This is a genomic window from Dongshaea marina (assembly GCF_003072645.1).
GTDB classification, from domain to species: Bacteria; Pseudomonadota; Gammaproteobacteria; order Enterobacterales; family Aeromonadaceae; genus Dongshaea; species Dongshaea marina.
In genome coordinates, this window is sequence record NZ_CP028897.1 from 1,961,997 (window position 1) to 1,984,113 (window position 22,117).

A 22,117-nucleotide genomic window follows, 5' to 3' on the forward strand; every position below is an offset into this window, starting at 1 on the left:
CCTCTTCACTCCCAAGGGCACCCGATATTTGCTTCATCCTCATGCTTCATCAGATTCACTAGCTTGCAGACAGAACGTCCCTGTTCTGGCTGCGCTTCAATCACATCCGTGTGATTGATACGTTCATCAACAATGAAGCCTTCGGCGCAAATAGACGGGGCCCAAATCCCAATCAGTTAGCTCAGTGATGATATCAATAATGTTTCTCTGTTCTGACTTCAGATCTGAAACAGAAAACTTCAAAGACACAGAACCTTTGGTTTCAAATCGAAGAGAGATAGTTTGATCCCCCATGAGCGAGCGCCGAGGTGAAACATAGAGGATTGGAGTTGAGCAACAGGACGTTGCGAAAGCGTAGCCAGACCATGGAAGGTCTGTCTACGTGGTGCTTCAATCATCAGGTGAACCGAGGATTAAGCGAGGTCCGGGGCGCGAGGGGATTGCAAAGGGGAAAGGCGTTTGCCCCTTTGCTCGCTGTCGGGCGACCCCGACATTCATGCAGCGTAGCTGCAGATTAGCCGTACGCAGCACAACCAATGATGGTGATTTGACTTGCGGTCAGCTTAATTTGTGCCTGCGGCACATTTGCCCGGCCGCGGGCAGAGAGTATTGCTTGTCCAATACCCTCTTCACTCCCAAGGACACCCCGGTATTTGCTTCATCCTCAAGTTTCAAATTCGCAGAGGTACAGGCAAACAGTACCTCCATGTACTGATTGTCTTTTCGTGGCATCCTTGCCACTCACCCTTTGCTCCTACTTGAAACCCTCGGCGCAAATAAACGGGGCCCAAATCCCAATCAGTTAGCTCAGTGATGATATCAATAATGTTTCTCTGTTCTGACTTCAGATCTGAAACAGAAAACTTCAAAGACACAGAACCTTTGGTTTCAAATCGAAGAGAGATAGTTTGATCCCCCGTGAGCGAGCGCCGAGGTGAAACATAGAGGATTGGAGTTGAGCAACAGGACGTTGCGAAAGCGTAGCCAGACCATGGAAGGTCTGTCTACGTGGTGCTTCAATCATCAGGTGAACCGAGGATTAAGCGAGGTCCGGGGCGCCCCGGGAGATGCAAGAGGGTGCGGGCGGGCGCACCTTCTTGCCTGTCGCCTGTCGCCGGTCAGCACCGGCATGCAGCGTAGCTGCAGATTAACCGTACGAAGCACAACCAATGATGGTGATTTGACTTGCGGTCAGCTTAATTTGTGCCTGTGGCACATTTGTCCGGCCGCGGACTGCGGGTCAAGGGAACTTGCTCACCCAGTCCCCCTAACAACCCCGAGGGTGTCCCCCGATTCGCATATTTCCTCAAAATCATTTGCTCCTTGACGGTTAGGAAACTCAAACCTTGTGCAGTAGTGGTGCAAAGAAAGCACTCAGATAAGCGGTATAGATATTAACGCTATAGCTACTTATCTGGTTTGTTATGCGATAGCTTCTAAAGCATAAGCGATCCCGATCCAGGCTGATGCCCAGCTGGTTAAGCACCATAATACCTGACCCAGAGTTTTCTCACTGCGACACATACTCAATCCCCCAATAGATATCTGACAACGTCCGTATATTTGATAAGCAAATCACACCTGTCCGACACTATGGGAGTAGCTAAGGGTTGGCCTTGATCTCAATCAAAAATACCCCACATGTAGGGAACGTTCCCGTCGTTGTGTAAATTTAAGCGAAACAGGGGCCCCTTCAGGCATCTGGTGTTAACTTTCCGCTTCGGTCTCGGGGCTTTGGTTACCCTCTTCAGTCATCTGCCGTTGGTAACTTTCGGGAGCGTAGAGAGTTGGTCGCTTGTTGGCCGGATCGGTGGAGGATTTGCCAAAGTAGTGCACCGCCCGGTATACCCACCAGGCGCGAAGCCGTGACATTCCGTCTTCGAGGCACTGCTGCTGTAACAGCCTGTCTGCATCCTCTTTACAGTTGGGGGGCAGAAGTTGCTCGCGCATCAGTTGATAGAGGGCATCGTGAACCAGGGAGCCACGCATGAAGTTTTGGGTATCCAGGGTCGGGCCCGAGGGGCCATCCCAGGCATAACCGGCCTTAATCAGCAGCTCACCCTCTGTCGACAGGGTAATATATCGGGTGTTGATAGGCTGCTCGGGATTGAGCCCGATCTGTAGTGAGTAATCCCGGCTGAGTTGATACTTGTAGCCCTTCTTGTAGGCAATCCCTTGCATACAGCCTCCTGTCCCTGAGAGCTGTGATATCTATAGAGAGTTTAGCGGCAATTTGCTTCTCAGACAGGCATGATCCTTCATGCTTTGCTGAGAAGGCAAGGGTAAACCGATTTGGCGCTAGGCGGGATTATTTGCCCTGCTGATAAGGATCCAGGGCTGCTATGGTCTGGATGATCCGCTTGGACTCTTCGTTATCCTTAAAGCGCAGGATCAGCCGTGCGATGTGGCGCACCCAGTGAAAGCGCTTGTGTAGCTTGAGTGCACACAGCCATGCGCTATCGGGGGCCAGATCGCGCCAGTTACAGATCGCCTGGCCGATCGCCTGGGGATCGACCTTGGGTGCACGAAAGAACTCATTGAGCAGGATCAGAAAGTCGCGGGCCATCACCGCCGGGGTGGGGTTATCCACATACTCTTCTAAGTCCAGAAAACAGACGGTGTGCGCTTCATTGCAGGTGATGTCCCGCAGCGCAGGGCGGCCATGGGCGACCCCGGCACGGTGCAGGCTGCCCAGTGCCTGCATGGTTTGCTCCATCCAGTAACCCGGGTTATCCCCCCGTTCCAGCTCATGCTGCAGGTTTTTCCCGCCATCCAGGGTGATCATCCAGCTATCCCCCAGGCCGCTAAATTGACCACCGGCATCTGCGCTTTTCCTAAACGCAGCAGCACATCGCGCTCCTTCACCAGCCGCTCTTCGGCCGCAAGATCGACATTTGAGGCCAGAAGTTTGCTACCGAGCAGCGGACGGATCCATTTTCCAAGGGTATGCCAGAAGGTTTTTTCACTGGGCACCGCCTGCTTGAGCCAAAAGCGTTGTCCCGCGATATCCCGGCTGGAAACGGACTCTGGATTTTGTGAGCGCCATTGCTCTATCAGGCTAGGGGTCAACGCAGAACGATATTCGGTGGCTATCTCACAGACTTGGCTCATAGATTGGGTTCTTATATCTCTTGATGGGGCAGATGCGATCCGCTGATTTTAACGACTTCTTCAGTGGCCCGCAATCTGGCGGCTGAAATCCCGGGACTTGATGATGTCGCCGGGTCTGTGGTTGGTGATATCTCATCTTTTTGTGTCTCAAAATCCAAAGAAATGACTCATTTGAGTGGGGGAGGGAGACACAAAAATGTAGTATGAGCCACTTTTATGTAGCTTATTTTGATTTGAAAAATAAATCATATGATTGACAATCTTCTCTTTCTGATTAAATATCTGCCCGGTAGGTTGTTATAGCCGGGCCGTCAGGGCCGTTTGTATCTATCAAATGAGAAGAGTGTTAGTCTGGATGAGTCAGGTTTGGTATCAAGGAAGAGCTGAGCATGATGGTGGGAGTACCAAGGGTGCCCTGTGACCGGACAAGCCTCTCTTCTGAATGGAAAATAATGAGGAGAATCTATGCTGCAAACAGGAGTAAAGCGCACCTTGATCGCGGGGGCATTGTGCGGGCTCATCACCTTCAATGCCTATGCACTTGATATGGACATGAAGGCCACCAATGACAATGCGGTGACAGTGGCCACGGTGCAGGCCGAAAAGGTCCCTTTTACCAAAACCATCATAGGCCATCTGGTCTCTCCCGATGAGGTGAGTCTGATCGCCCGGGTGGGTGGTTTTATCAAAGCCAAAGATTTCACCGATGGTGGCTTTGTCCATAAGGGGCAGCTCCTGTATCAGTTAGAGGAGCAGCCTTACAAAGCTGAGGTTGAGCAGGCGAAGGCCCAGCTGCAAAAGCAGGAGTCAGAGCTTGCCAACGCCAAGCTGAGTCTCAAGCGTCAGGCGCGGCTTCTGAAGAAGGGTTCGACCTCTCGCGAGGCGTACGATAATGCGCTGAACGATCAGAAAAAGGCCGAGGCGGATCTTCTCAATGCCCAGGCCGATCTTGAGATTGCCCAAACCAACTTTAGCTATACAAAGATCACCGCTCCCTTTGACGGGCGGATGAGCTTTGCCAAATACAGCGTAGGCAACTACGTGGATCAGAGCAGTCAGCCTCTGGCAAGCATAGTGCGCATGGATCCCATCTATGTGGACTTTAATCCTTCCGAGACTCTTTATGTTGCCAACCAGGCGGGTAAAGACTCTTTCTCTAACGTAACCCTCAAGTTGAAACTCTCGACCGGAGCCGTCTATCCCGAAACGGGCAAGATCATTGCGGTCGATAACAGCGTCGATTCAGGAACCGGAACCATTGCCGTACGGGGAGAGCTGGCGAACCCGGATCACAAGCTGCTGCCCGGCCAGTATGTGCAGGTGATGCTTGAAAAGAGTGCGGCCAATAAATCCCTTCTGATCCCACAGCGAGCGGTGGTGATGGGCAGCCAGGGCGCCTATGTCTGGGTGATCAAGGCCGATCAGCATGTTGAAAGACGCCCGGTTGAGCTGGGGATGCCCCATGGTAAGCAGGTTGTGGTCACACAGGGTCTCAAAGCGGGAGAGCAGGTTGTCACCACCGGCTTGCAGCAGCTGGACCCTGCGAAGAAAGTGCTTATTAAGCAGCCCTGAGTTTGATCTGTTATGAATAAACCAAAGAAGGATTTCGCATGATTGGTCATTATTTTATAAAAAGACCCAAATTTGCGTTCGTTATCTCAATCGTCATCATGATTGCCGGCCTGCTCTCTATCTATGCGCTGCCGATCACTCAATATCCGGATATCACCCCACCGACCGTGGTGGTGACGACTTCCTATCCGGGAGCCAATGCAGAAACGGTGCAAAAGACAGTGATCCAGCCCCTGGAAAATGAGATCAACGGGGTGCCGGGGATGCTGTATATGTCATCGGACAGCTTCAACGACGGTAGTGCCTCGATCACTGTCACCTTTAAGACCGGCTCAGATAATGAGCTTAATACGGTCAATGTGCAGAACCGTGTCTATGCCGCGATGGCCAAGCTTCCCGATGAAGTGGTGAATAACGGGGTGTCGGTCAGTAATAAGTCGACCGATATCATGGCGGTGATTTCGCTCTCTTCACCGAATAAAACCTATGATGAGATCTACCTCAATAATTATGCGACCAACCATATCGCCAACGATCTGTCGCGGATACCCGGGGTGGGTTCACTTAAGGTGTTCGGGGATAAAGATTACGCGATGCGTATCTGGCTCAATGCTAATAAGCTCGCCTCTTTAAACCTGACCTCACAGGATGTGGCCAACGCGATTCGTGAGCAGAATGTGCAGGTTGCTGCGGGGAGCATAGGTGCTCAGCCCTCGGGGCCACAGCAGCAGATGATGTACACGGTGCAGACCCAGGGACGTCTCAGCAGTGTGAAGCAGTTTGAAAATATCATCATCAAGACCCTGCCCAGTGGGGCGACCATTCGCGTGAAAGATGTGGCCCGGGTCGAGCTCGGAGCCAAGAGCTATGACTCGGTTGGTAACCTGGGGGTTGGGGATAAAGAGCCCGCGGCCCTGATGATCATCAACCAGCAGCCGGGAGCCAATGCCCTTAAGACCATCAGCCAGGTGAAGGCCGAGATCGCCAAGTTTAAGCAGACCATGCCGTCCGATATGAAGGTTTCGCTCTATTATGATGCGACCAAGAATGTCGAAGAGTCTATCTATGAGGTGATCGGGACCCTGATTGAGGCGGTGATCCTGGTTGTGGTGGTGGTGTTCCTGTTCCTGCAGAGCTGGCGTGCGGTGCTGATCCCGACCATCACCATTCCGGTGGCCCTCATCGGTACCTTTGCGGTGCTGCTGGCGATCGGCTACTCCATTAACCTGATTACATTGTTTGGTCTCATTCTGGCGATCGGGATCGTGGTCGATGACGGGATCATCGAGATTGAAAACGATAACCGCCTGATGGCCGAAGAGGGGTTAAGTCCCAAGGAGGCGGCTTACAAGACGGTGACCCAGGTGACGGGGCCAATTTTGGCAACCACCGCTGTGTTAATGGCGGTATTTCTGCCGGTGGCCTTCTTCCCGGGGCTGACCGGTGAGATGTATCGTCAGTTCTCGCTGACCATAGTGATTGCTGTGGTTTTGTCATCAATCAACGCCCTGACTCTGAGTCCGGCGCTATGTTCCTCCATCCTGCGTCCGCCACAGGAGCAGAAACAGATCAAATTCTTTGTCTGGTTTAACCGGGGCTTTGACTGGCTGCGCGATAAGTATGGATTGACGGTTGCCTATCTTATTCGGCGCCTGCTGCTGGCCTCTATGCTGTTTGGGGTGTTGCTGGTAGCTTCGGGCTGGATGTTCCATAAACTGCCCAGTGGTTTCATCCCGATGGAAGATACCGGTAAGTTCATGATCAACATCGAGCTGCCACCGGGCGCAGCCCTGCCACGGACCAAGGAGGTGGTCAAAGAGGTGGGCGAGATCCTGGAGAAAACCCCGGGCGTTAGCCATTTCATGAGCATGACAGGATATAGCGGCTTAACCAGCTCCTACTCCAGCAATACCGCTTTTATGATCGTGGTGCTGGATGACTTTAAGGATAGAGAGGGATTCGACAAGATGTTGTTCCCGATCATCATGAAGCTGCGGGGTGAGTTCGCCCATATCAAGGGCGCCAATGTGATGCCCTTTATGCCGCCTTCGATTCCGGGCTTGGGTATGACCGATGGCTTTAACTTTGTCATTCAGGATACCAGCAACGGTTCACCGCAGCAGTTGGCGGAGGTGACGGATAAGCTGGTGAAGGCGGCGATGAAGCGCCCCGAGATAAGCTTTATTATGAATACCTTTAACACCAATGTGCCCAGCCTGCAGGTGGATGTAGACCGACAGAAGGCCAAGGCGCTGGGGGTGAAGATCACCGATATATTCTCGGCTCTGCAGGACAATCTGGGGTCAACCTATGTCAATGACTTCAACAAGTTTGGTAACAGCTATAAGGTCATTTTGCAGGCGGGGATCCCATATCGCAGCACCATCAATAATATTGGTGAGCTGCAGGTGCGCAACGATAGCGGCAAGATGGTGCCTCTGAGTACCCTGGTGACGGTCAAGCGCATTGAGGGCCCCAATATGCTGCAGCGTTTCAATATGTACTCCTCGGTGACCCTCAATGGTATGGCCGGAGCGGGATACAGCTCTGGCCAGGCGATGGCGGCGATGGAGCAGGTGGCGAAACAGGTGCTGCCTAAGGGCTATAAGTACCGCTGGACCGGCATGTCCTACCAGGAGCAGCAGGCTGGCAACAAGGTGATCTATATTTTCGCCATCTCGCTGCTCTTCATCTATCTGTTCCTGGTGGCCCAGTATGAGAGCTGGATGATAGTACTGGCGGTAATGTTTGCGGTTCCGGTGGCTGTGTTTGGTGCCGTGGTGGCCCTTTTTGGGATCAACCAGGTGCTGCCGCTTATCAACAACAACATCTATGCGCAGGTCGGGATGGTCCTGCTGTTTGGCCTTGCCACCAAGACGGCGATCCTGATCGTTGAGTTTGCCAAGGTGAGCCGGGAGGAGGGGATGTCAATCATCCAGGCGGCCCGCCACGCGGCTCATCTGCGCTTTAGAGCCGTGGTGATGACAGCGCTGGCCTTTATCCTCGGAACCTTCCCGCTGGTGATTGCCACCGGGGCTGGCATGATGAGTCGTCGCTCCATAGGTATGGTGATCTTCGGTGGGATGATCTCGGCGATTATCATAGGGACGGTATTGATCCCCGTGTTCTATGTGATTTTCCAGAAGATCATTGAGCGCTTTAGCAAAAGCCCGGTGGAGTCGCTTGAGGATCACTCCTCGAAGGAGCAAGCCGACAAGCCTGCTAAGTAGAGGCTCTTGGCAGTGAGCTCAAATTAAAAACCGCCTCTGGACAGAGGCGGTTTTTTGAATGGTGCAGCCGTGAGGTGCTGCTTATTCGGGGGCTGACTGGTTTGGAGCAGAACTTACACCAATCAGAAGAGGGAGAACTTAGCTGGTTGCTTCGGCATCGGCTGTCCAGTCGACCTGCTGCTGCTTGAACAGCTTGGCCAGCTCGGCGCGTAGCTCTTTGACCCGGGTGTTGAGTTGCTGATAACGCTCCTCATCGGCACCATGCCAGTGATCACGCTGTTGCTCGGTTTCTTCTAAAGAGCGTAACAGCTGCTGGATCTTAAGTTCGATCTCTTCCATGTAACAACCTCCTTGGTTTTAATAAGGTTTACTCCCCACAGCAGTGCATTATTGCACTGCTGTGGGGCGTGAACAGTCTGGCCTAACTGTCGGCAATTGTCCACCATTGTGTTTGTGAGGTTATCTCTTTGTTAATGCAAGGTGACATCTACAGTCGCGGTTTTTGAACATCTGTCTGAATGCCTAAGCCGCATCATCCCACCTGAAACGCTCATCAAGTCTATGTTTTAACAGCGGATAGAGGCCGGGAGCTGGACCCTGGAGTGGGTTGTTTTTCCCGGGATTTCCGCGTATTTGATGTAACAGCTTTCCGGATGACTGGTTCCCCTTGGGGTGAGGAGGATGCTGTGATCTGCTCCGGGTTGAATATTCCAGTCTTGGGGCGAGATCTCCAACAGGTTTTGAATATTGGTGCTGCTTGATTGAAGCCTGTGGTGAGTGAATTTCAGAGGATGCTCATCAAACACTGCCGAGTTTGGCTGTCGATGATCTGAGCTTTCGAGAAGCTCTATCAGGGCGAGATCTTGTTTGAAGGTGTGGGCCGTATCCTGGAGAAGGGCTTTTCGTGCGTTGCCCAGCGCTCCCTTGAAGTAAAAGCTTCCGCTCGCGGCCAGTACACTCGCGATGATGATGCATGTGGTTAGTTCTAACAGGGTGAATCCCTTGTGTCGCCTCATCCCTCCTCCTGAATTTTTATTCCTTCTATGGAGTCATGGTAGAGGCTGGTTGGAGCGAAACAAGAGGGGTAATACCTCAAAGGGGGCATGTGGAGTGGAAAGAAGTCAGCCTATCCAAGGTAATTCATTGTTATATCAGGGAAAGGTTAAGTCTCATTTGAGATCTGGGTTAAACTCCTCAAAATCTTGGGGCCGGGATCACCTCGGTGGCTCCAAGGTTAGCCACACGCCAGCTGGTCGGGGAGTTCGATCCGCTGCGCCAATCCGTCATGGGCCTGGATATAGCGAATATAACAGTTCTTGGCATAGTCTTCTGAGACGCCGCGTGGTCTGAGCAGCAACTCATCGGAGCCGGATTTTTCAATCTGCCAGTCGTGGCCGGAGATCCCAAGTAGCATCAACATATTTTGCTCTGTGGCACTCAGTGAGCCTGAGCTCAAAGTGTACTGCTCTCCATCCTGGTTCATGGCTCCCTTGAGATTCCCCCGGGCGCCAGCCATCAGAGCGACCAGCTGGCTGTTTTGCCGAAGGGCCCGGCTGGTGTCTTGGACCAGGGCAACCTTGGCCTGGCCCACGGTATCCCGATAGAAAAAAGTTGAGCCAGCAGCCAGCACGCCGATCACAACGATAGAGATCAGTAACTCAATCAGGGTAAAGCCTTGTTGACGCTTGTTCATGGGGATCACCTCAAGTTGCTTATGCTATCGGGGAAGGGGAGCCGCCCATGGTGGGCGGCACATAGAGCTATTAGCTGCAGTTCAGATTAGAAGGGATAGAGACCTTATCGTATTTTTGACCACGGCCTGCTGAGGTATACCTGATGTGGCAGGTTGTATAATGAGATGAAACATTCTTTGGCCATAGATCAATAGTGTAACCATTAGTTGTAAGTACCCAGTCCTCCTGTGAAATACCCAGGATGTTCACGATATTTGGTTTGGTTGCAGCTAGTGTGTCTTTTGTAAGCTTGAAGTCTTTACCGTTGATAGTGACGTAACCCTTGTCTAGGCTCTGGGCATTGGCCAGGGTATGCACCAGTGCGGTGTTCTTTTTCAGCTGATAGGCTGTGTCTTTGATCAAAGCAATCTTTGAATCGTGAATTGCATCCTTGTAATAGAAGGTTGCGCTGATTGCCAAAATACCGATGATGATAATTGCGATGGTTAATTCAATCAGGGTAAAACCGCCATTGCTCTTTCTCATTACAACAACTCCAATAAAGTTAATGATAGATATGTGCTAGTGTCTAACAATGTTCCGGCGCTGCCGGGAATAGCTCTTAAAGTTCAAAGCCAAGCTAAATCTGCAGCGCATCTTACGGATTCAGAAAACGAACACAATAGTTTATTTTTTGAGCGGCCTGGTTTTTTTTGTTTTTGCCAGTGAAAATCACGCGGCTCGCGCATAACATATTGTTTTTAAAGAATTATATTGGTTTTCAGATAGGTCCTAGGTCAAATGCCTGAACTTTCAAAAGGGGGTTCTTGCTATCGGTAATCGGCTGCCTGGTGAGAGCTTAAGCCCTGGGTTGACCTTGATGATTTTGATGAGTCTGAGAGTATGAATTTTGATTAAAGAGGGGAGCTTTTTATAGCTATTGGAACAGTATTGGCTTGAGGGTTTGATCTACGGTCAGGGATTTTGTGTTTGTGCACACGGTCGCTGGCGCCGATGAGCATGGATGCTCGAATGCAATGATAGCTAAGGACAGCGTTCCTTTAAGAGTGCCGAGGATTCAGCGAGATCCGGGGCCCGATTCTTGTCTGTGCTCAAAATCATGGTGTATTGATGCAAATCGAAGACAGTATATTGAAGTATTCCTTACCTATATTCATAAAGTTTATGCTCACAAATGAGATAGTGAATCTTAAAAGCAGTCGTGAATTGTGAACAACTATTTTGGGTCATGTCTCAGAGCCGTTGCTTATGCAAAGGTGTGCCGATTTCAAGATCACCGACCTTCTGCCGCAAGGGTGCGGCAGTAGAGGCTCCAGGGATGGATACCCACCGTGTCGGTGATACGTGAAATCAGACATCCATAACAGATGTGAAACAGTAGCCTATTTTGATTCGATGGTAACGACACTGATCCTCGTACCATCACGCATCAGGTTTACTTCATTCCAGTTCTTAAAGGTTCCTGCACTGATCTCCTGGTCGCTCCCACGTAGCACAAAGAAAATCTCACTGCCTACATAGCCGCGGCGTATTCCCATATTATCTTTTTTACACTCGGCTATAGTCATTGTTACGGTCGACTTTCCGGTTGGGACCGGGTCAATATATCCGTCATTATGGGTGTAGTCATATACTCCTCCGCAGGTCTGGCGAATATGCAACTTCACGATATCCCAGCCTGAATTACCTGTGTTCAAAGAGTAGGGGCTGGTCTTGCCTGCAGAGAGCAGATAGAAGTGAATATCTGTTTTGTGATGTCCGGCAAAAGAGCAGAATGAGATAGCAGACACAGTGCCCGCTAGCAGTAGTTTTTTAAGCATGCTTCATTCCCTTGAGGCTAAAGGCTAATTTATACATTCTTAGAATTTACAGCTGCCAAGGTACTTTGCTTGCTGAAATATAGCCAGCTCCAGGTGAATTGATCCGTCAGAACTCTTCGCAGCGCGGAGCGAACTTTTGGTTACTTTTCTTGACAGAAAAGTGACTCGTCGGTCGGGCGAGACCGACAATTGCCACACCGTGGCAAATAGCCATCCGCAGGATATATAAGGTTCGCTATTGGTACAAAGCGAACCTTTATCATTTGACCTGCAGTCGGCGGTTTTGTACCTGCGGCACAATTGTCCGGCCGCGGACTGCGGGTCAGGGGAACTGCTCACCCAGTCCCCCTAACAACCCCGAGGGTGCCCCCCGATTCGCGTTGATCCTCAGAGCCACTGGTTTTATGAGATACGCAGAAACGAGCCATCCATGGCTCGACCCTGCTTTCAGGATATCCATATCCTTCAATCTCAAACACCAACGTGGCCCTTCGGTGCGAATCAAAGGGGAGTTTAAACCCCGTTAGCGAGCGCTGAGGCGAACTATAAACCCACTATTTTTGTTTTCGAGACAGGGTGTAATTGCTCCCGGAGCAATGAAACGCGAGGTAGGGATACCGAGCTGGTAGGATTATCAGGGATGATAATCGCCGAGCACCGCAGCTCTGCGGAGGGACTCGAAGCGCGAAGGGAGGTTTTGCTGACTTTTGCCGATACAAAAGTCAGGCGCTGTCGGCGCCCCGACATATCTGTGGCGAAGCCACAATATTAGCTGCATGCAATGCTATCAAGTTCGCTATTGGTACAAAGCCAATTCTGATTTGTCCTTCGGACGGATATTTATGGCTTTGCCATATGGCCGTATTCGCCCGGCGGTCGAGTTACTTTGGTATCGCTCAAAGTAACCAAAGGCTCACTTCGGAACGATGTTCCCGACATCGACCTGCGTGGCTCGGCATCCTGCCTCTAACACATAAAAACCTAAATTTCCTCTATAGCCGAATCGGAGAAAGGAACATGATCCCCCCGTGAGCGAGCGCCGAGGTGAACCGTAGAGGATGGAGGTCGAGAAACAGGAGGTTTCGAGAGAACAGTCAGTATAGGGACATACTGTCTGTTCGGAACTTTAATCCTCAGGTGAGCCGAGGATAAAGCAAGATCCGGGGCGCCCCGGGAGATGCAAGAGGGTGCGGGCGAGCGCACCTTCTTGCCTGCTGCCGATCAGCACCGGCACTTGTAGCGAAGCTGCAGATTAGTCGTGCGCAGCACAAGCAATGATGGTGATTTCACCTGCGGTCAGCTTTTTGTGCCTAAGGCACAGTTGTCCGGCCGCGGATGTTGCACATGGATGTGCGAATGTAGCGATAGCCAAGGAGGGCGTTAGCTACCTGCGGGAAGAGGCCGTTCCCAGGCATCCTGCCTTTCTCGGCATTAATACATCCCTGTATGGCAGGATATGTTTGTCCAATACCCTCTTCACTCCCAAGGACACCCCGATATTTGCTTCTTCCTGATGCTTCAAGTTCGCAAAAGTACAGACAAACAGCCCGCATATCATCCATGATATGCCTCCCCAGTTCGGCATCCTGCCTCTCGTTTCGTTACTTAGGAAGTAACTTCACCCATATACTGTTTGTCTTTTCGTGGCATCCTTGCCACTCACCCTTTGCTCCTACTTGAAACTCTCGGCGCAAATAGACGGGGCCAGCTTCCCACGTGAGCGAGCACTCTGTTGAGCTATAGACTTGCGGCTTTTGTTTTTCGAGACAGGGATGGCGAGCCACGCAGGTCGATGGAGGACCCATCGCGCGGAGTGAGCTTTTGATTACTTTTGGCGATACAAAAGTAATGTGCTGCCGGCACCCCGGCTATTATGCAGCGCAGCCGCAAAAAGGCTATCCGCAGGATATAGAAAAGGCTCGCTTATCACATAAAGCGAGCCTCTGGAATCTGTGCCCGTCGGCAACTATGCAGGCTGCAGCTGGCACAGAGTTTAGTTCCCCATCAGATCCTGAAGGAGTCGCTCTTCAACCAGCGCCCGCTTGATGATCGCAAAGCCACCTATGGTTGGCTGGTTCTGGAAGCGTGCTGCGACGATTGGCAGATCCTGATGGAAGCTGGGAAGGGACTGATGCTCGATACAGCGCTGGATCGCCGGAAACAGGATCTCACTGGCGGCGACGATCTCACCGGTCAGCAGCAGCTTTTGCGGGTTAAACAGGTTGACCATGATGGCGATGGCGCGCCCTAAGTGTTCACCTACATGATCCAGGACACTGCGGGCTAATGGGTCTCCCTGAATCGCGGCCTCGCAGACGCCCTCAATGCTCAGATCCTTGGCACTGAGCATGCTGCTATGGCGGCCATCCTGGAGCTGATCGCGCACCCGTGACAGGATAGCACCGTTAGAGACTATGGTTTCCAGGCAGCCAAAATTGCCACAGGCGCAGCGTTTCCCCAGGGGATCGACCTGGATATGGCCAATCTCTCCCACACTGTTGTTTTGAGTGCGGAACACCTTACCATTGGTCAGGATCCCGGAGCCGATTCCCCGGTGGATACTCACCAGGATAGAGTCGAGGCTATCCTGGGAGGCCCCCAGCAGGTGCTCGGCCAGTGCCATTGCCAGAATATCGTTGCCGACAAACACCTGGCAGCCAAAATGCTCACGCAGGATCTTGGCGAGAGGGAGCTGGCGACAGCTATAGAGTGGTGTATAGACTATGGTGCCGTTATTGGAGTCTATGATTCCGGGAATGGTTACCGCAATGCCGATCAGTCGCTGAGAGGGATGGCAGTGCTCTGCCATAAAGACTTCAAGCTCATCCGTCAGAGTCTGGATCACCTGTTGTTGCTCAATCCCCGGCATATCCGCTTCGTGGTAAGCCTGCTCATTACCGGTCAGATCATAGAGGCTGACCTGCATTTTTCCCCGGGTCAGCTTGACCGATAGTAGCTGGAAAGATTCCTGGACCGTGGTGAGGGATACGGCGCGTCTGCCCCCGGTAGACGCCTGTAGAGCGACCTCCTTGATCAGGCCGTGCTCGAGAAGCTGGCGGGTGATCTTGGTGATACTCGCGGGCGCAAGCTGGCTGAGCTGGGCGATGCGGACCCGGGATATCGGGCCCTGCTGATCGATCAGCCGATAGACGGTCGCGCTATTGACCTGTTTAATCAGATCGACATTTGCAATTTGGCTAACTGGCATTCTAGTGACGGTTCATTTTTCCATTAACGATAGTGGCATCGACCCGGAAATTGGCATCAAAGACAGTCAGGTTGGCAATTTTCCCTGGTTCCACGGAACCTAGCCTGTCATCGACACCGATTGCCTGTGCCGGATAAAGGGTGGCCATCCGAATCGCTTCGTCCATCGGCAGGCCCACCTGCTCAACCAGATTCTGGATTCCCTCGATCATGGTTAGAGCTGAACCGCCAAGTGTACCATTATTATCGACGCACTGCCCATCACGAAAATAGATTGTTGAGCCCACAAAATCAAAATGATCGAATCCGGCAGGTGCGCCTGCGGGTGCAGCTGCATCTGTGACCAGGCAGAGCTTTTGCTGCTTCATCTGGTGGGCGATACGTACGTTCGCATAGTGGACATGGTGGCCATCGACGATGATCCCTGCATAGATCTCGGGGGAGTCGTAGACTGCACCGACCAGACCCGGCTCGCGGCCACTACCGATCGCACTCATTGCATTAAACAGGTGGGTGGAGAAACCGATCCCTGCGTTAAAACCTGACACAGCCTGCTGATAGGTGGCGTTACTGTGACCTGCTGATACCATGATTCCGGCATCACGGAGCTTGCCGATATGCTCGGCAGGCACCTTCTCGGGCGCCAGGGTGAGCATGCTGATGACGTCGGCATTGTCGCAGATATGCTCAATCATCCCGGGATCACTGGGGCGAATATACTCGGGGTTGTGGATTCCCTTTTTCTCAACATTGATGTAGGGGCCCTCCAGGTGCAGCCCTAACACCTGATTTGGCTGATCGCTCAGGTAGTCCCGGGTGACAGAGATCGCCTTGCGCATATCCTCATCACTGGAGGTGATCAGGGTCGGCAGATAACTGGTGGTGCCTGATTTGAGGTTCGCCTGTTGCATCGTCTGCAGGGTTGCAACACTGATATCAGCGTTGAGCATGACGCCGCCACAACCATTGAGCTGCAGATCAATAAAGCCTGCGCTGACCTGCTGTCCCTGAAGATCAATCTGCTCAATGGAATCATCCAGGGAAGACACAGGAACGATAGATTCAATCCGATCATCTGAGATGATCAGAGCATGCTCCCGCAGCGTCTGATGACCACAATGGAGAATACAGTTTACCAGTGCGTACATCGATGCTCTCCTTAAAGGTGTTTAATATTTTCAGCTTCCAGTTCCTGGAAGTAGCGAACCGTTTTGACTTTCAGCTCCATGGTGGAGGCCTGGTCACAGACGATCATCCCCTTGGGGTGAAGTTGTAAGGCAGATATGGTCCACATGTGGTTGACACTTCCCTCGACGGCCGCTTCCAGGGCCTGAGCCTTATTATGTCCGGTTACCAGGATCAGGATCTCTTTGGCATCCAACAGGGTTCCGACACCAACTGTCAGAGCAAGTTTGGGTACCTGGGTTATATCGCCATCAAAGAAACGAGAGTTGGCGATACGGGTATCTTCGGTCAGCGTTTTGATCCGGGTGCGCGAAGCCAGCGAGGAGTTTGGCTCATTAAAAGCGATGTGACCATCAATGCCGACGCCACCCATAAAGAGGTGAATTTTACCATAATGGCGAATTTTTTCCTCAAAGCGTTCACACTCTGCCTCTAGATCATCGGCATTGCCATCCAGTATATTGATGTTTTCAGCCAGAATATCGATGTGGTTGAAAAAGTTGTTGTGCATGAAGCTGTGGTAGCTTTGAGGGTGGTCTTTGGCAAGACCCACATACTCATCCATGTTGAAGGTGACCACGTGTTTGAAGCTGACTTCACCAGCCTGATACAGCTCAATCAAACGCTTATATGTACTCAGTGGGGTACCTCCGGTCGGGAGGCCGAGTACGAAGGGGCGCTCTGCAGTGGGATTAAACTTGTTGATACGATCCACTATATAGCGGGCGGACCAGAGGGCGACGTCTTTTGCATTCTTCAGAGGTATCAGTCTCATAGTGTTTCTCAACTCGCAAAGGATCTAGTGTTTCAGAACGTAAGTTATTTCATAGCGTAAACAAAGATAGCTACATTTTCCAGAATAGTTATCTGTAAGTACCATCATTAGTGACAAACCTCACACTTTCAAGGGTGTATCGAGGTTCATTATTAATTTTATAGTGTCATTAGTGACAACTGTCACAAATCATGTCTATTTAATTTGCAGTGTAAATTAAAGTGATTACACTTTGTTACAGCGCCAATAAGCACCTTGAGTGAGCGGTGTAGGCCTTGTGAGAGTCGTACTGAATTAGGAGAGTCAATGTGAATATTCTTGGTGGATTGCAGAAACTTGGGCGAGCGCTGATGCTCCCCATTGCGGTCATGCCTGTTGCAGCGATCTTGCTTCGTCTGGGACAGCCTGATGTATTTAATATTCCTTTCATGGCAGATGCGGGTAATGCAATCTTTGCGAACTTACCTATCCTGTTTGCCATCGGTGTTGCGATAGGTCTTGCAAAAGATGATGCCGGGGCCGCGGGCCTTGCCGGTGTCGTAGGCTACTTTGTGCTGGTATTTGCCGCTCCGGCGATCAATAAGACAGTGGATGCTAAATCCCTGAGTGTGCTTGGCGGGATGATCTCGGGTGGTGTGGCTGCCTGGGTTTATAACCGTTTCCATCAGATAAAAATGCCGGAGTTTCTGGCCTTCTTTGGTGGTAAGCGCTTTGTTCCCATCATGACAGCCCTGTGTATGTTAGTGGTGGCACTGATCTTTGGTTATGTATGGCCACCGATTCAGCACGCGATCCAGCTGGCTGGTGAGTGGATGCTGGCCCATGGTACCCCGGGTGCCTTTGTATTTGGTGTCCTTAACCGTCTGTTGATCCCAACCGGTCTGCATCAGGTTCTTAACTCTCTGGCCTGGTTCGTCTTCGGTAGCTACACCAACCCTGTGACCGGTGTTGTGGCTCACGGTGATATCGCTCGCTTCTTTGCGGGTGACCCGAATGCCGGCATGTTCATGACAGGTTTCTTCCCTGTGATGATGGGTGGTCTTCCCGGTGCTTGTCTGGCGATGTACTTTGCCGCTCGTAAAGAGAACAAGGGTAAGGTTGCAGGCCTGCTGATTGGTGTTGCCCTGACTGCCTTCATTACTGGTGTGACTGAGCCGGTTGAGTTCATGTTCATGTTCATTGCTCCGGTTCTGTACGTGGTACACGCAATCCTGACCGGTATCTCTCTGGCGGTGACCACGGCGCTTGGTATCCACCTTGGTTTTGGTTTCTCCGCGGGAGCCATCGACTTTGGTCTGAACTTCAATGCTCCGGCGGCTCGCCACAGTGCCTGGCTGATTCCGATGATCGGTATCTACTTTGTCCTGTATACCGCAATCTTCTACGCTGTTATCAAGTTGCTGAACCTGCCAACTCCGGGCCGCGAGTCTGACCTGGATGATGCCGATAGCTCTGTGGCTGTCGAGTCGGATATGAATGGTCTGGCAACTCAGTACCTGGAGCTTCTGGGTGGTCGTAATAACCTGACCGATATCGATGCCTGTATCACCCGTCTGCGTCTGGGTGTCAAAGATAAGTCTATCATTGACGATGCCGCGCTGAAGGCTCTGGGAGCTAAGGGTGTGGTTCACCTGGGCGAGAAAAATATGCAGGTGATTTTGGGTCCTCTGGCTGACCCGATTGCCACAGAGATGAAGAAGATGCCAGTTTAATCAAACTCTCCTTTACTTATGAAAGCCCGGGCGATTGCCCGGGCTTTTTTATTCCCAAATACTGGCTCAGTGCTGCATGTTTGCATCTGAGTTACTGCAGACAGGCCCAGGGGAGGCATTAGCTTTACTCAGGTGGACTCAAAATCCAGGGGAACAAGCTCTCTTGAGCAACATAGAGCTGCTTTGGGTTAATCAGCTTCATTATGTTCAACTCACCGAAAAGAGCTTCAGGCTTTGCTAAGCTGACCTTTTGCAGTAGAGGGGCCAAGGGCGTGGTTGCATCGTAACAAGCGAGAGGCATGGGGGGAATTGCCTCCTGGCAATAAAACGGGAGGCAGGATGCCGAGCTGGTGACGATGCCCATGGATGGGCATCGTCGAATTGGTGAGGATTATCATGGATGATAATCGGTATTGCGAGTCAGGGTGTAAATCCTGAGGTTAATCGCAGCATGGGTTCTATTTATGGACAAAATGCTCTGGCCTCAGTGGCAGGGAGCTAACAGGAGCTTTCAAATTCATGAAATTATATCGGTTCCTGCTCCTTTGGTTGTGTTGGCCTGACGGCTCAGCAATAATGGCGCGTCCTCAGGCAGGAGAAGGGGGCTTTGACTCAAAAAGTGATCTCTTTTATCCGGTTATTTCTGCATGAACCCTCTGCTCGCTTAGCCTGTGTCTCCATCATTATCTGGCTTGGAATCTCGTTATGTTGTTATCCCGAACCCCTTCTTATCTTCGCTGGCGGCTGTTGCTGTGCGTTACTCTACTTTTTTCCTTTTCTGCGATGGCCAGTCGCACCATTACCGATCAGACCGGCCACAGGGTGCAGATCCCGGATCAGATCCAGCGAGCGGTGATTTTGCAGCATCATACCCTGGATATTGCGGTCGAGCTGGGGGCGCAATCCCGGGTGGTTGGGGTCCTTCGTAACTGGCAAAAATTGTTGGGGGCCGACTTTTCAAGGCTCGCTCCAGGTTTGAAAAGCCTGCCGACCCCGGGGATCTGACCTCGGTGAATCTTGAGGAGCTGTTGAGTCTGAAACCAGATGTGGTGTTTATGAGTAACTATGCTCCGGAGCAAATGGTCAGCCAGGTAGAGCGCCTTGGGATCCCGGTGATCCGGATGAGCTTTTTTGTGGCGGGAGGGGAGCAGCAAACGCGGCTGAACCCTAAGATAAAGGATCCGGCGCTTGCATACCGTCTGGGAATGGAGCAGGGGATCCGCCTGCTGGGGCAGGTTTTTCACCGTCAGCAGGCCGCAGAGGCGTTGGTCCATGAGATCAAGGTGACTCACCGATTGATCGCCAAGCGTGTCAGTGGATTGACTGCAAGTCAGAGGACCTCCCTGTATATGGCAAACCCGGATATGAATACCTATGGCTCGGGTAAGTTTACCGGGGTGATGATGTCTCAGGCGGGTGGCAATAATGTGGCCCATGAAATTCATGGCTATGGCAAGGTCACCATGGAGCAGATATTGGCCTGGGATCCGCGGGTGATCTTTGTTCAAAGCCGTTACAGTCAGGTTGCAAAGCAGATCATGAGCGATCCTGCCTGGCAGGGCGTTTCGGCCCTTAAAAACCATCGTCTCCATATCTCGCCCGAATATGTGAAGCCTTGGGGCCATCCGGTTCCTGAGAGTTACATTCTGGGAGAGCTATGGATGGCCAAAAAACTCCACCCCAAACTCTTTGCAGACATTGATCTGAATCAGCGAGTTGAGAGTTTTTATCAAACCTTCTATCACTCTCACTATCTTCCCCGGGAGCAACAGGGATGAAGGATTTCAGTTATCCACGCTTGATGCTGCTCCTGTGTTCTGGGACTTTGTTTGTGATGCTGGTAGCTGCCTGTCTCGGACGTTATCCGATCGCGCCGCTGACTGTGCTGCATACCTTGTGGGAGCGGTTGATGGGGGAGCCGTCGTCATCTGTAGCGATGACGGTTCTGGATGAAGTCCGTTTGCCGCGGATCGCGATGTCCTTGCTGGTGGGGGCTAATCTATCCGTCAGCGGGGCTTGTTATCAGAGCCTGTTTCGTAACCCATTGGTGAGTCCTTTTATTTTAGGGATATCGGCAGGGGCTGGGTTTGGTGCGGCCTTGGCCATCTTATTCACTGCGGGCGGCTATTGGCTTTACCTGTGTGCTTTCGGGTTTGCGGTGCTGGCAGTTGGGTTTTCCGTCTTGCTGGGAGGGCGCCAGGGGCAGCACTCTACTCTGGTGCTGGTTTTGTCCGGCATCGTGATTGGCTCGGTCTTTACCGCCTTGTTGGCCCTTTTGAAATATACGGCGGATCCTGATAATAAACTGCCGGTGATCGAATACTGGCTGATGGGCTCTCTTGGGAACGCTCGCCCCAAGGTTTTGGCCTACTATGCCCTGTTTACCCTTCCGGCTCTTGCCCTGTTGTGGCGGTATCGCTGGCGACTCAATCTTCTGGCAAACCCAGATGAGATTGCTCAATCACTCGGGGTTCATGTGCGGCGTGAGCGGATGCTATTTATTGGGATTGCAACCTTGCTGGCATCGGCATCGGTTGCTGTGTGTGGGATCATCGGCTGGCTGGGGTTGGTGGTCCCTCATCTGGCACGGATGCTGGTGGGAGCCGATCACCGTAAGTTACTCCCTGTGACCCTGGTGCTGGGGGGCGCATTTTTGTTGGTGGTTGATACCATCGCCCGTTGTAGTGCCAGCTATGAGATCCCTCTTGGGATCATCACGGCCCTGGTTGGTGCGCCGGTATTTGCTTTGCTACTCAGAAAGGGGGAGCAGGTATGGATCTAAGGGTTGAGAGACTTGAATACTCCTACCCGGGTAGCGGGATCGCCATCTTTGAGGGGCTGTCATTGACCATTCCCAAAGCTCAGATCTTTTCGATCCTGGGTCCCAATGGGGTGGGTAAATCGACCTTGTTGCGCACCCTGGCTGGACTGCTTAAGCCAAACTCGGGTCTCATCTGGCTTGGAGAGCAATCCCTGCTTGATTTGAGTCCGGCACAGCGTGCTCGCAAGATAGCATTTGTCTCTCAGAGTGAGGCGCCAGCCTTTAGTTTTTCGGTGCTGGATGTGGTCCTGACCGGCTATGCAGCAAAGCTTGGCTTTAGTGGGCGTCCCGGAAACGTGGAGCAGGATGGAGCGATGGCAGCCCTCAGTTCCCTTGGAATTGAGGGGATGGCAGCCCAAAGCTATGCCCGGCTCAGTGGTGGGCAGCAGCAGCTGGTCAGGATTGCCCGAGCCATGGTCCAGCAGTGTCCGGTGATCCTGTTGGATGAACCCACCGCACACCTTGATCTTGCTTATCAGTTGCAGGTGCTTAAGGCGTTGCTCAAACTCAGAGATCAGGGGCATACGGTGGTGATGACGACCCATTCACCGGATCATGCACATTTTTGTGGGGGGCATGTCCTGATGCTCGGGCGAGAGCAACAGCAACAGGGGAGCACTTCTGAGTTAATCCACGCTGATGTGCTGCGTCAAATCTACCAGATTGAGCTTGAGGTGTTTCAAAGCCCCAGAGGGAGCCTGGTCTGTGTTCCGGACTATCAGAGTCTTGTGGTGGATTAGTCACCAATATTTATTAACATAAACTGTGCATGACCCTGTGGATAGTTTTGGAAAAGCTATGGCATATGAGTCTCTACAAGGGGTGGTTAAAAAATAACCTATATTGTTGTTTGTTTTTTCAAGCCCTTATGTGGTAAGGGATTGACAGGAGGGTTAAGCAGCAGCGTCGAGTCGCAACCTGAGGTCTGGGTGGGGATTTTTGAAAACGTTATCATAAAATCAACTGTTGATAACTAGGGCTATTTGATGT

18 protein-coding genes are annotated in these 22,117 nt (G+C 51.9%); 7 read left to right on the forward strand and 11 right to left on the reverse strand.

What is annotated here, in order from left to right; translation table 11 throughout:
- Positions 1-1,707: 1,707 nt before the first annotated feature.
- The 3 genes from DB847_RS09475 to DB847_RS09485 form a co-directional block, all read right to left on the reverse strand.
- On the reverse strand, positions 1,708-2,181 hold the full coding sequence (locus tag DB847_RS09475) for a DUF1353 domain-containing protein (protein WP_108650461.1): 474 nt from the start codon (positions 2,179-2,181) through the stop codon (positions 1,708-1,710).
- Between the two features lie 127 nt (positions 2,182-2,308).
- Complete coding sequence (locus DB847_RS09480) at positions 2,309-2,785, reverse strand: BUD32 family EKC/KEOPS complex subunit (RefSeq protein ID WP_108650462.1); 477 nt, start codon at positions 2,783-2,785, stop codon at positions 2,309-2,311.
- Entirely contained in the window at positions 2,782-3,111 is a 330-nt protein-coding gene (locus DB847_RS09485; protein WP_108650463.1) for a hypothetical protein, read from the reverse strand. The genes DB847_RS09480 and DB847_RS09485 overlap by 4 nt, the downstream gene beginning before the upstream one ends.
- Positions 3,112-3,576: 465 nt before the next feature.
- Between DB847_RS09485 and DB847_RS09490 the strand changes: the two genes are divergently transcribed.
- Positions 3,577-4,683 carry an efflux RND transporter periplasmic adaptor subunit gene (locus tag DB847_RS09490; protein WP_108650464.1) on the forward strand — a complete coding sequence of 369 codons (1,107 nt, stop codon included), beginning with the start codon at positions 3,577-3,579 and terminating at the stop codon, positions 4,681-4,683.
- A gap of 38 nt (positions 4,684-4,721) precedes the next feature.
- On the forward strand, positions 4,722-7,913 hold the full coding sequence (locus DB847_RS09495; RefSeq protein WP_108650465.1) for an efflux RND transporter permease subunit: 3,192 nt from the start codon (positions 4,722-4,724) through the stop codon (positions 7,911-7,913).
- Positions 7,914-8,051: 138 nt separating this feature from the next.
- Here the strand turns inward: DB847_RS09495 and DB847_RS09500 are convergent, their stop codons facing one another.
- From DB847_RS09500 to nagB, 8 genes are all read right to left on the reverse strand, one after another.
- Entirely contained in the window at positions 8,052-8,252 is a 201-nt protein-coding gene (locus DB847_RS09500; RefSeq protein ID WP_108650466.1) for a hypothetical protein, read from the reverse strand.
- A gap of 227 nt (positions 8,253-8,479) precedes the next feature.
- Positions 8,480-8,929 carry a pilus assembly FimT family protein gene (locus DB847_RS09505; RefSeq protein WP_108650467.1) on the reverse strand — a complete coding sequence of 150 codons (450 nt, stop codon included), beginning with the start codon at positions 8,927-8,929 and terminating at the stop codon, positions 8,480-8,482.
- 218 nt (positions 8,930-9,147) lie between these two features.
- On the reverse strand, positions 9,148-9,606 hold the full coding sequence (locus tag DB847_RS09510; protein WP_108650468.1) for a type IV pilin protein: 459 nt from the start codon (positions 9,604-9,606) through the stop codon (positions 9,148-9,150).
- Between the two features lie 70 nt (positions 9,607-9,676).
- Positions 9,677-10,132 (reverse strand): prepilin-type N-terminal cleavage/methylation domain-containing protein, encoded by a 456-nt coding sequence (locus tag DB847_RS09515; RefSeq protein WP_108650469.1) that lies wholly within the window; start codon positions 10,130-10,132, stop codon positions 9,677-9,679.
- 857 nt (positions 10,133-10,989) lie between these two features.
- Positions 10,990-11,427, reverse strand: a complete 438-nt coding sequence (locus DB847_RS09520) for a hypothetical protein (protein ID WP_108650470.1) — start codon at positions 11,425-11,427, stop codon at positions 10,990-10,992.
- Positions 11,428-13,420: 1,993 nt separating this feature from the next.
- The gene (locus DB847_RS09530) at positions 13,421-14,635 is read right to left on the reverse strand and encodes an ROK family transcriptional regulator (RefSeq protein WP_108650472.1); all 1,215 of its coding nucleotides are present in this window, start codon (positions 14,633-14,635) and stop codon (positions 13,421-13,423) included.
- Between the two features lies 1 nt (position 14,636).
- Positions 14,637-15,782 carry an N-acetylglucosamine-6-phosphate deacetylase gene (gene nagA, locus DB847_RS09535; protein WP_108650473.1) on the reverse strand — a complete coding sequence of 382 codons (1,146 nt, stop codon included), beginning with the start codon at positions 15,780-15,782 and terminating at the stop codon, positions 14,637-14,639.
- A gap of 11 nt (positions 15,783-15,793) precedes the next feature.
- Positions 15,794-16,594 (reverse strand): glucosamine-6-phosphate deaminase, encoded by an 801-nt coding sequence (gene nagB, locus DB847_RS09540; RefSeq protein WP_108650474.1) that lies wholly within the window; start codon positions 16,592-16,594, stop codon positions 15,794-15,796.
- A 308-nt stretch (positions 16,595-16,902) separates the two neighbouring features.
- Here nagB and nagE point away from each other — a divergent pair, with 308 nt between their 5' ends.
- The 5 genes from nagE (at position 16,903) to DB847_RS09560 (ending at position 21,867) form a co-directional block, all read left to right on the forward strand.
- Entirely contained in the window at positions 16,903-18,306 is a 1,404-nt protein-coding gene (gene nagE / locus DB847_RS09545) for an N-acetylglucosamine-specific PTS transporter subunit IIBC (RefSeq protein ID WP_108650475.1), read from the forward strand.
- Between the two features lie 705 nt (positions 18,307-19,011).
- Positions 19,012-19,311 (forward strand): TroA family protein, encoded by a 300-nt coding sequence (locus DB847_RS24890; RefSeq protein WP_199911782.1) that lies wholly within the window; start codon positions 19,012-19,014, stop codon positions 19,309-19,311.
- 23 nt (positions 19,312-19,334) lie between these two features.
- Complete coding sequence (locus DB847_RS09550; RefSeq protein WP_199911783.1) at positions 19,335-20,084, forward strand: ABC transporter substrate-binding protein; 750 nt, start codon at positions 19,335-19,337, stop codon at positions 20,082-20,084.
- On the forward strand, positions 20,081-21,088 hold the full coding sequence (locus DB847_RS09555; RefSeq protein WP_108650476.1) for a FecCD family ABC transporter permease: 1,008 nt from the start codon (positions 20,081-20,083) through the stop codon (positions 21,086-21,088). Before DB847_RS09550 ends, DB847_RS09555 begins: the two co-directional genes overlap by 4 nt.
- Positions 21,079-21,867, forward strand: a complete 789-nt coding sequence (locus tag DB847_RS09560) for an ABC transporter ATP-binding protein (protein WP_108650477.1) — start codon at positions 21,079-21,081, stop codon at positions 21,865-21,867. The genes DB847_RS09555 and DB847_RS09560 overlap by 10 nt, the downstream gene beginning before the upstream one ends.
- The last annotated feature ends 250 nt before the right edge of the window (positions 21,868-22,117 follow it).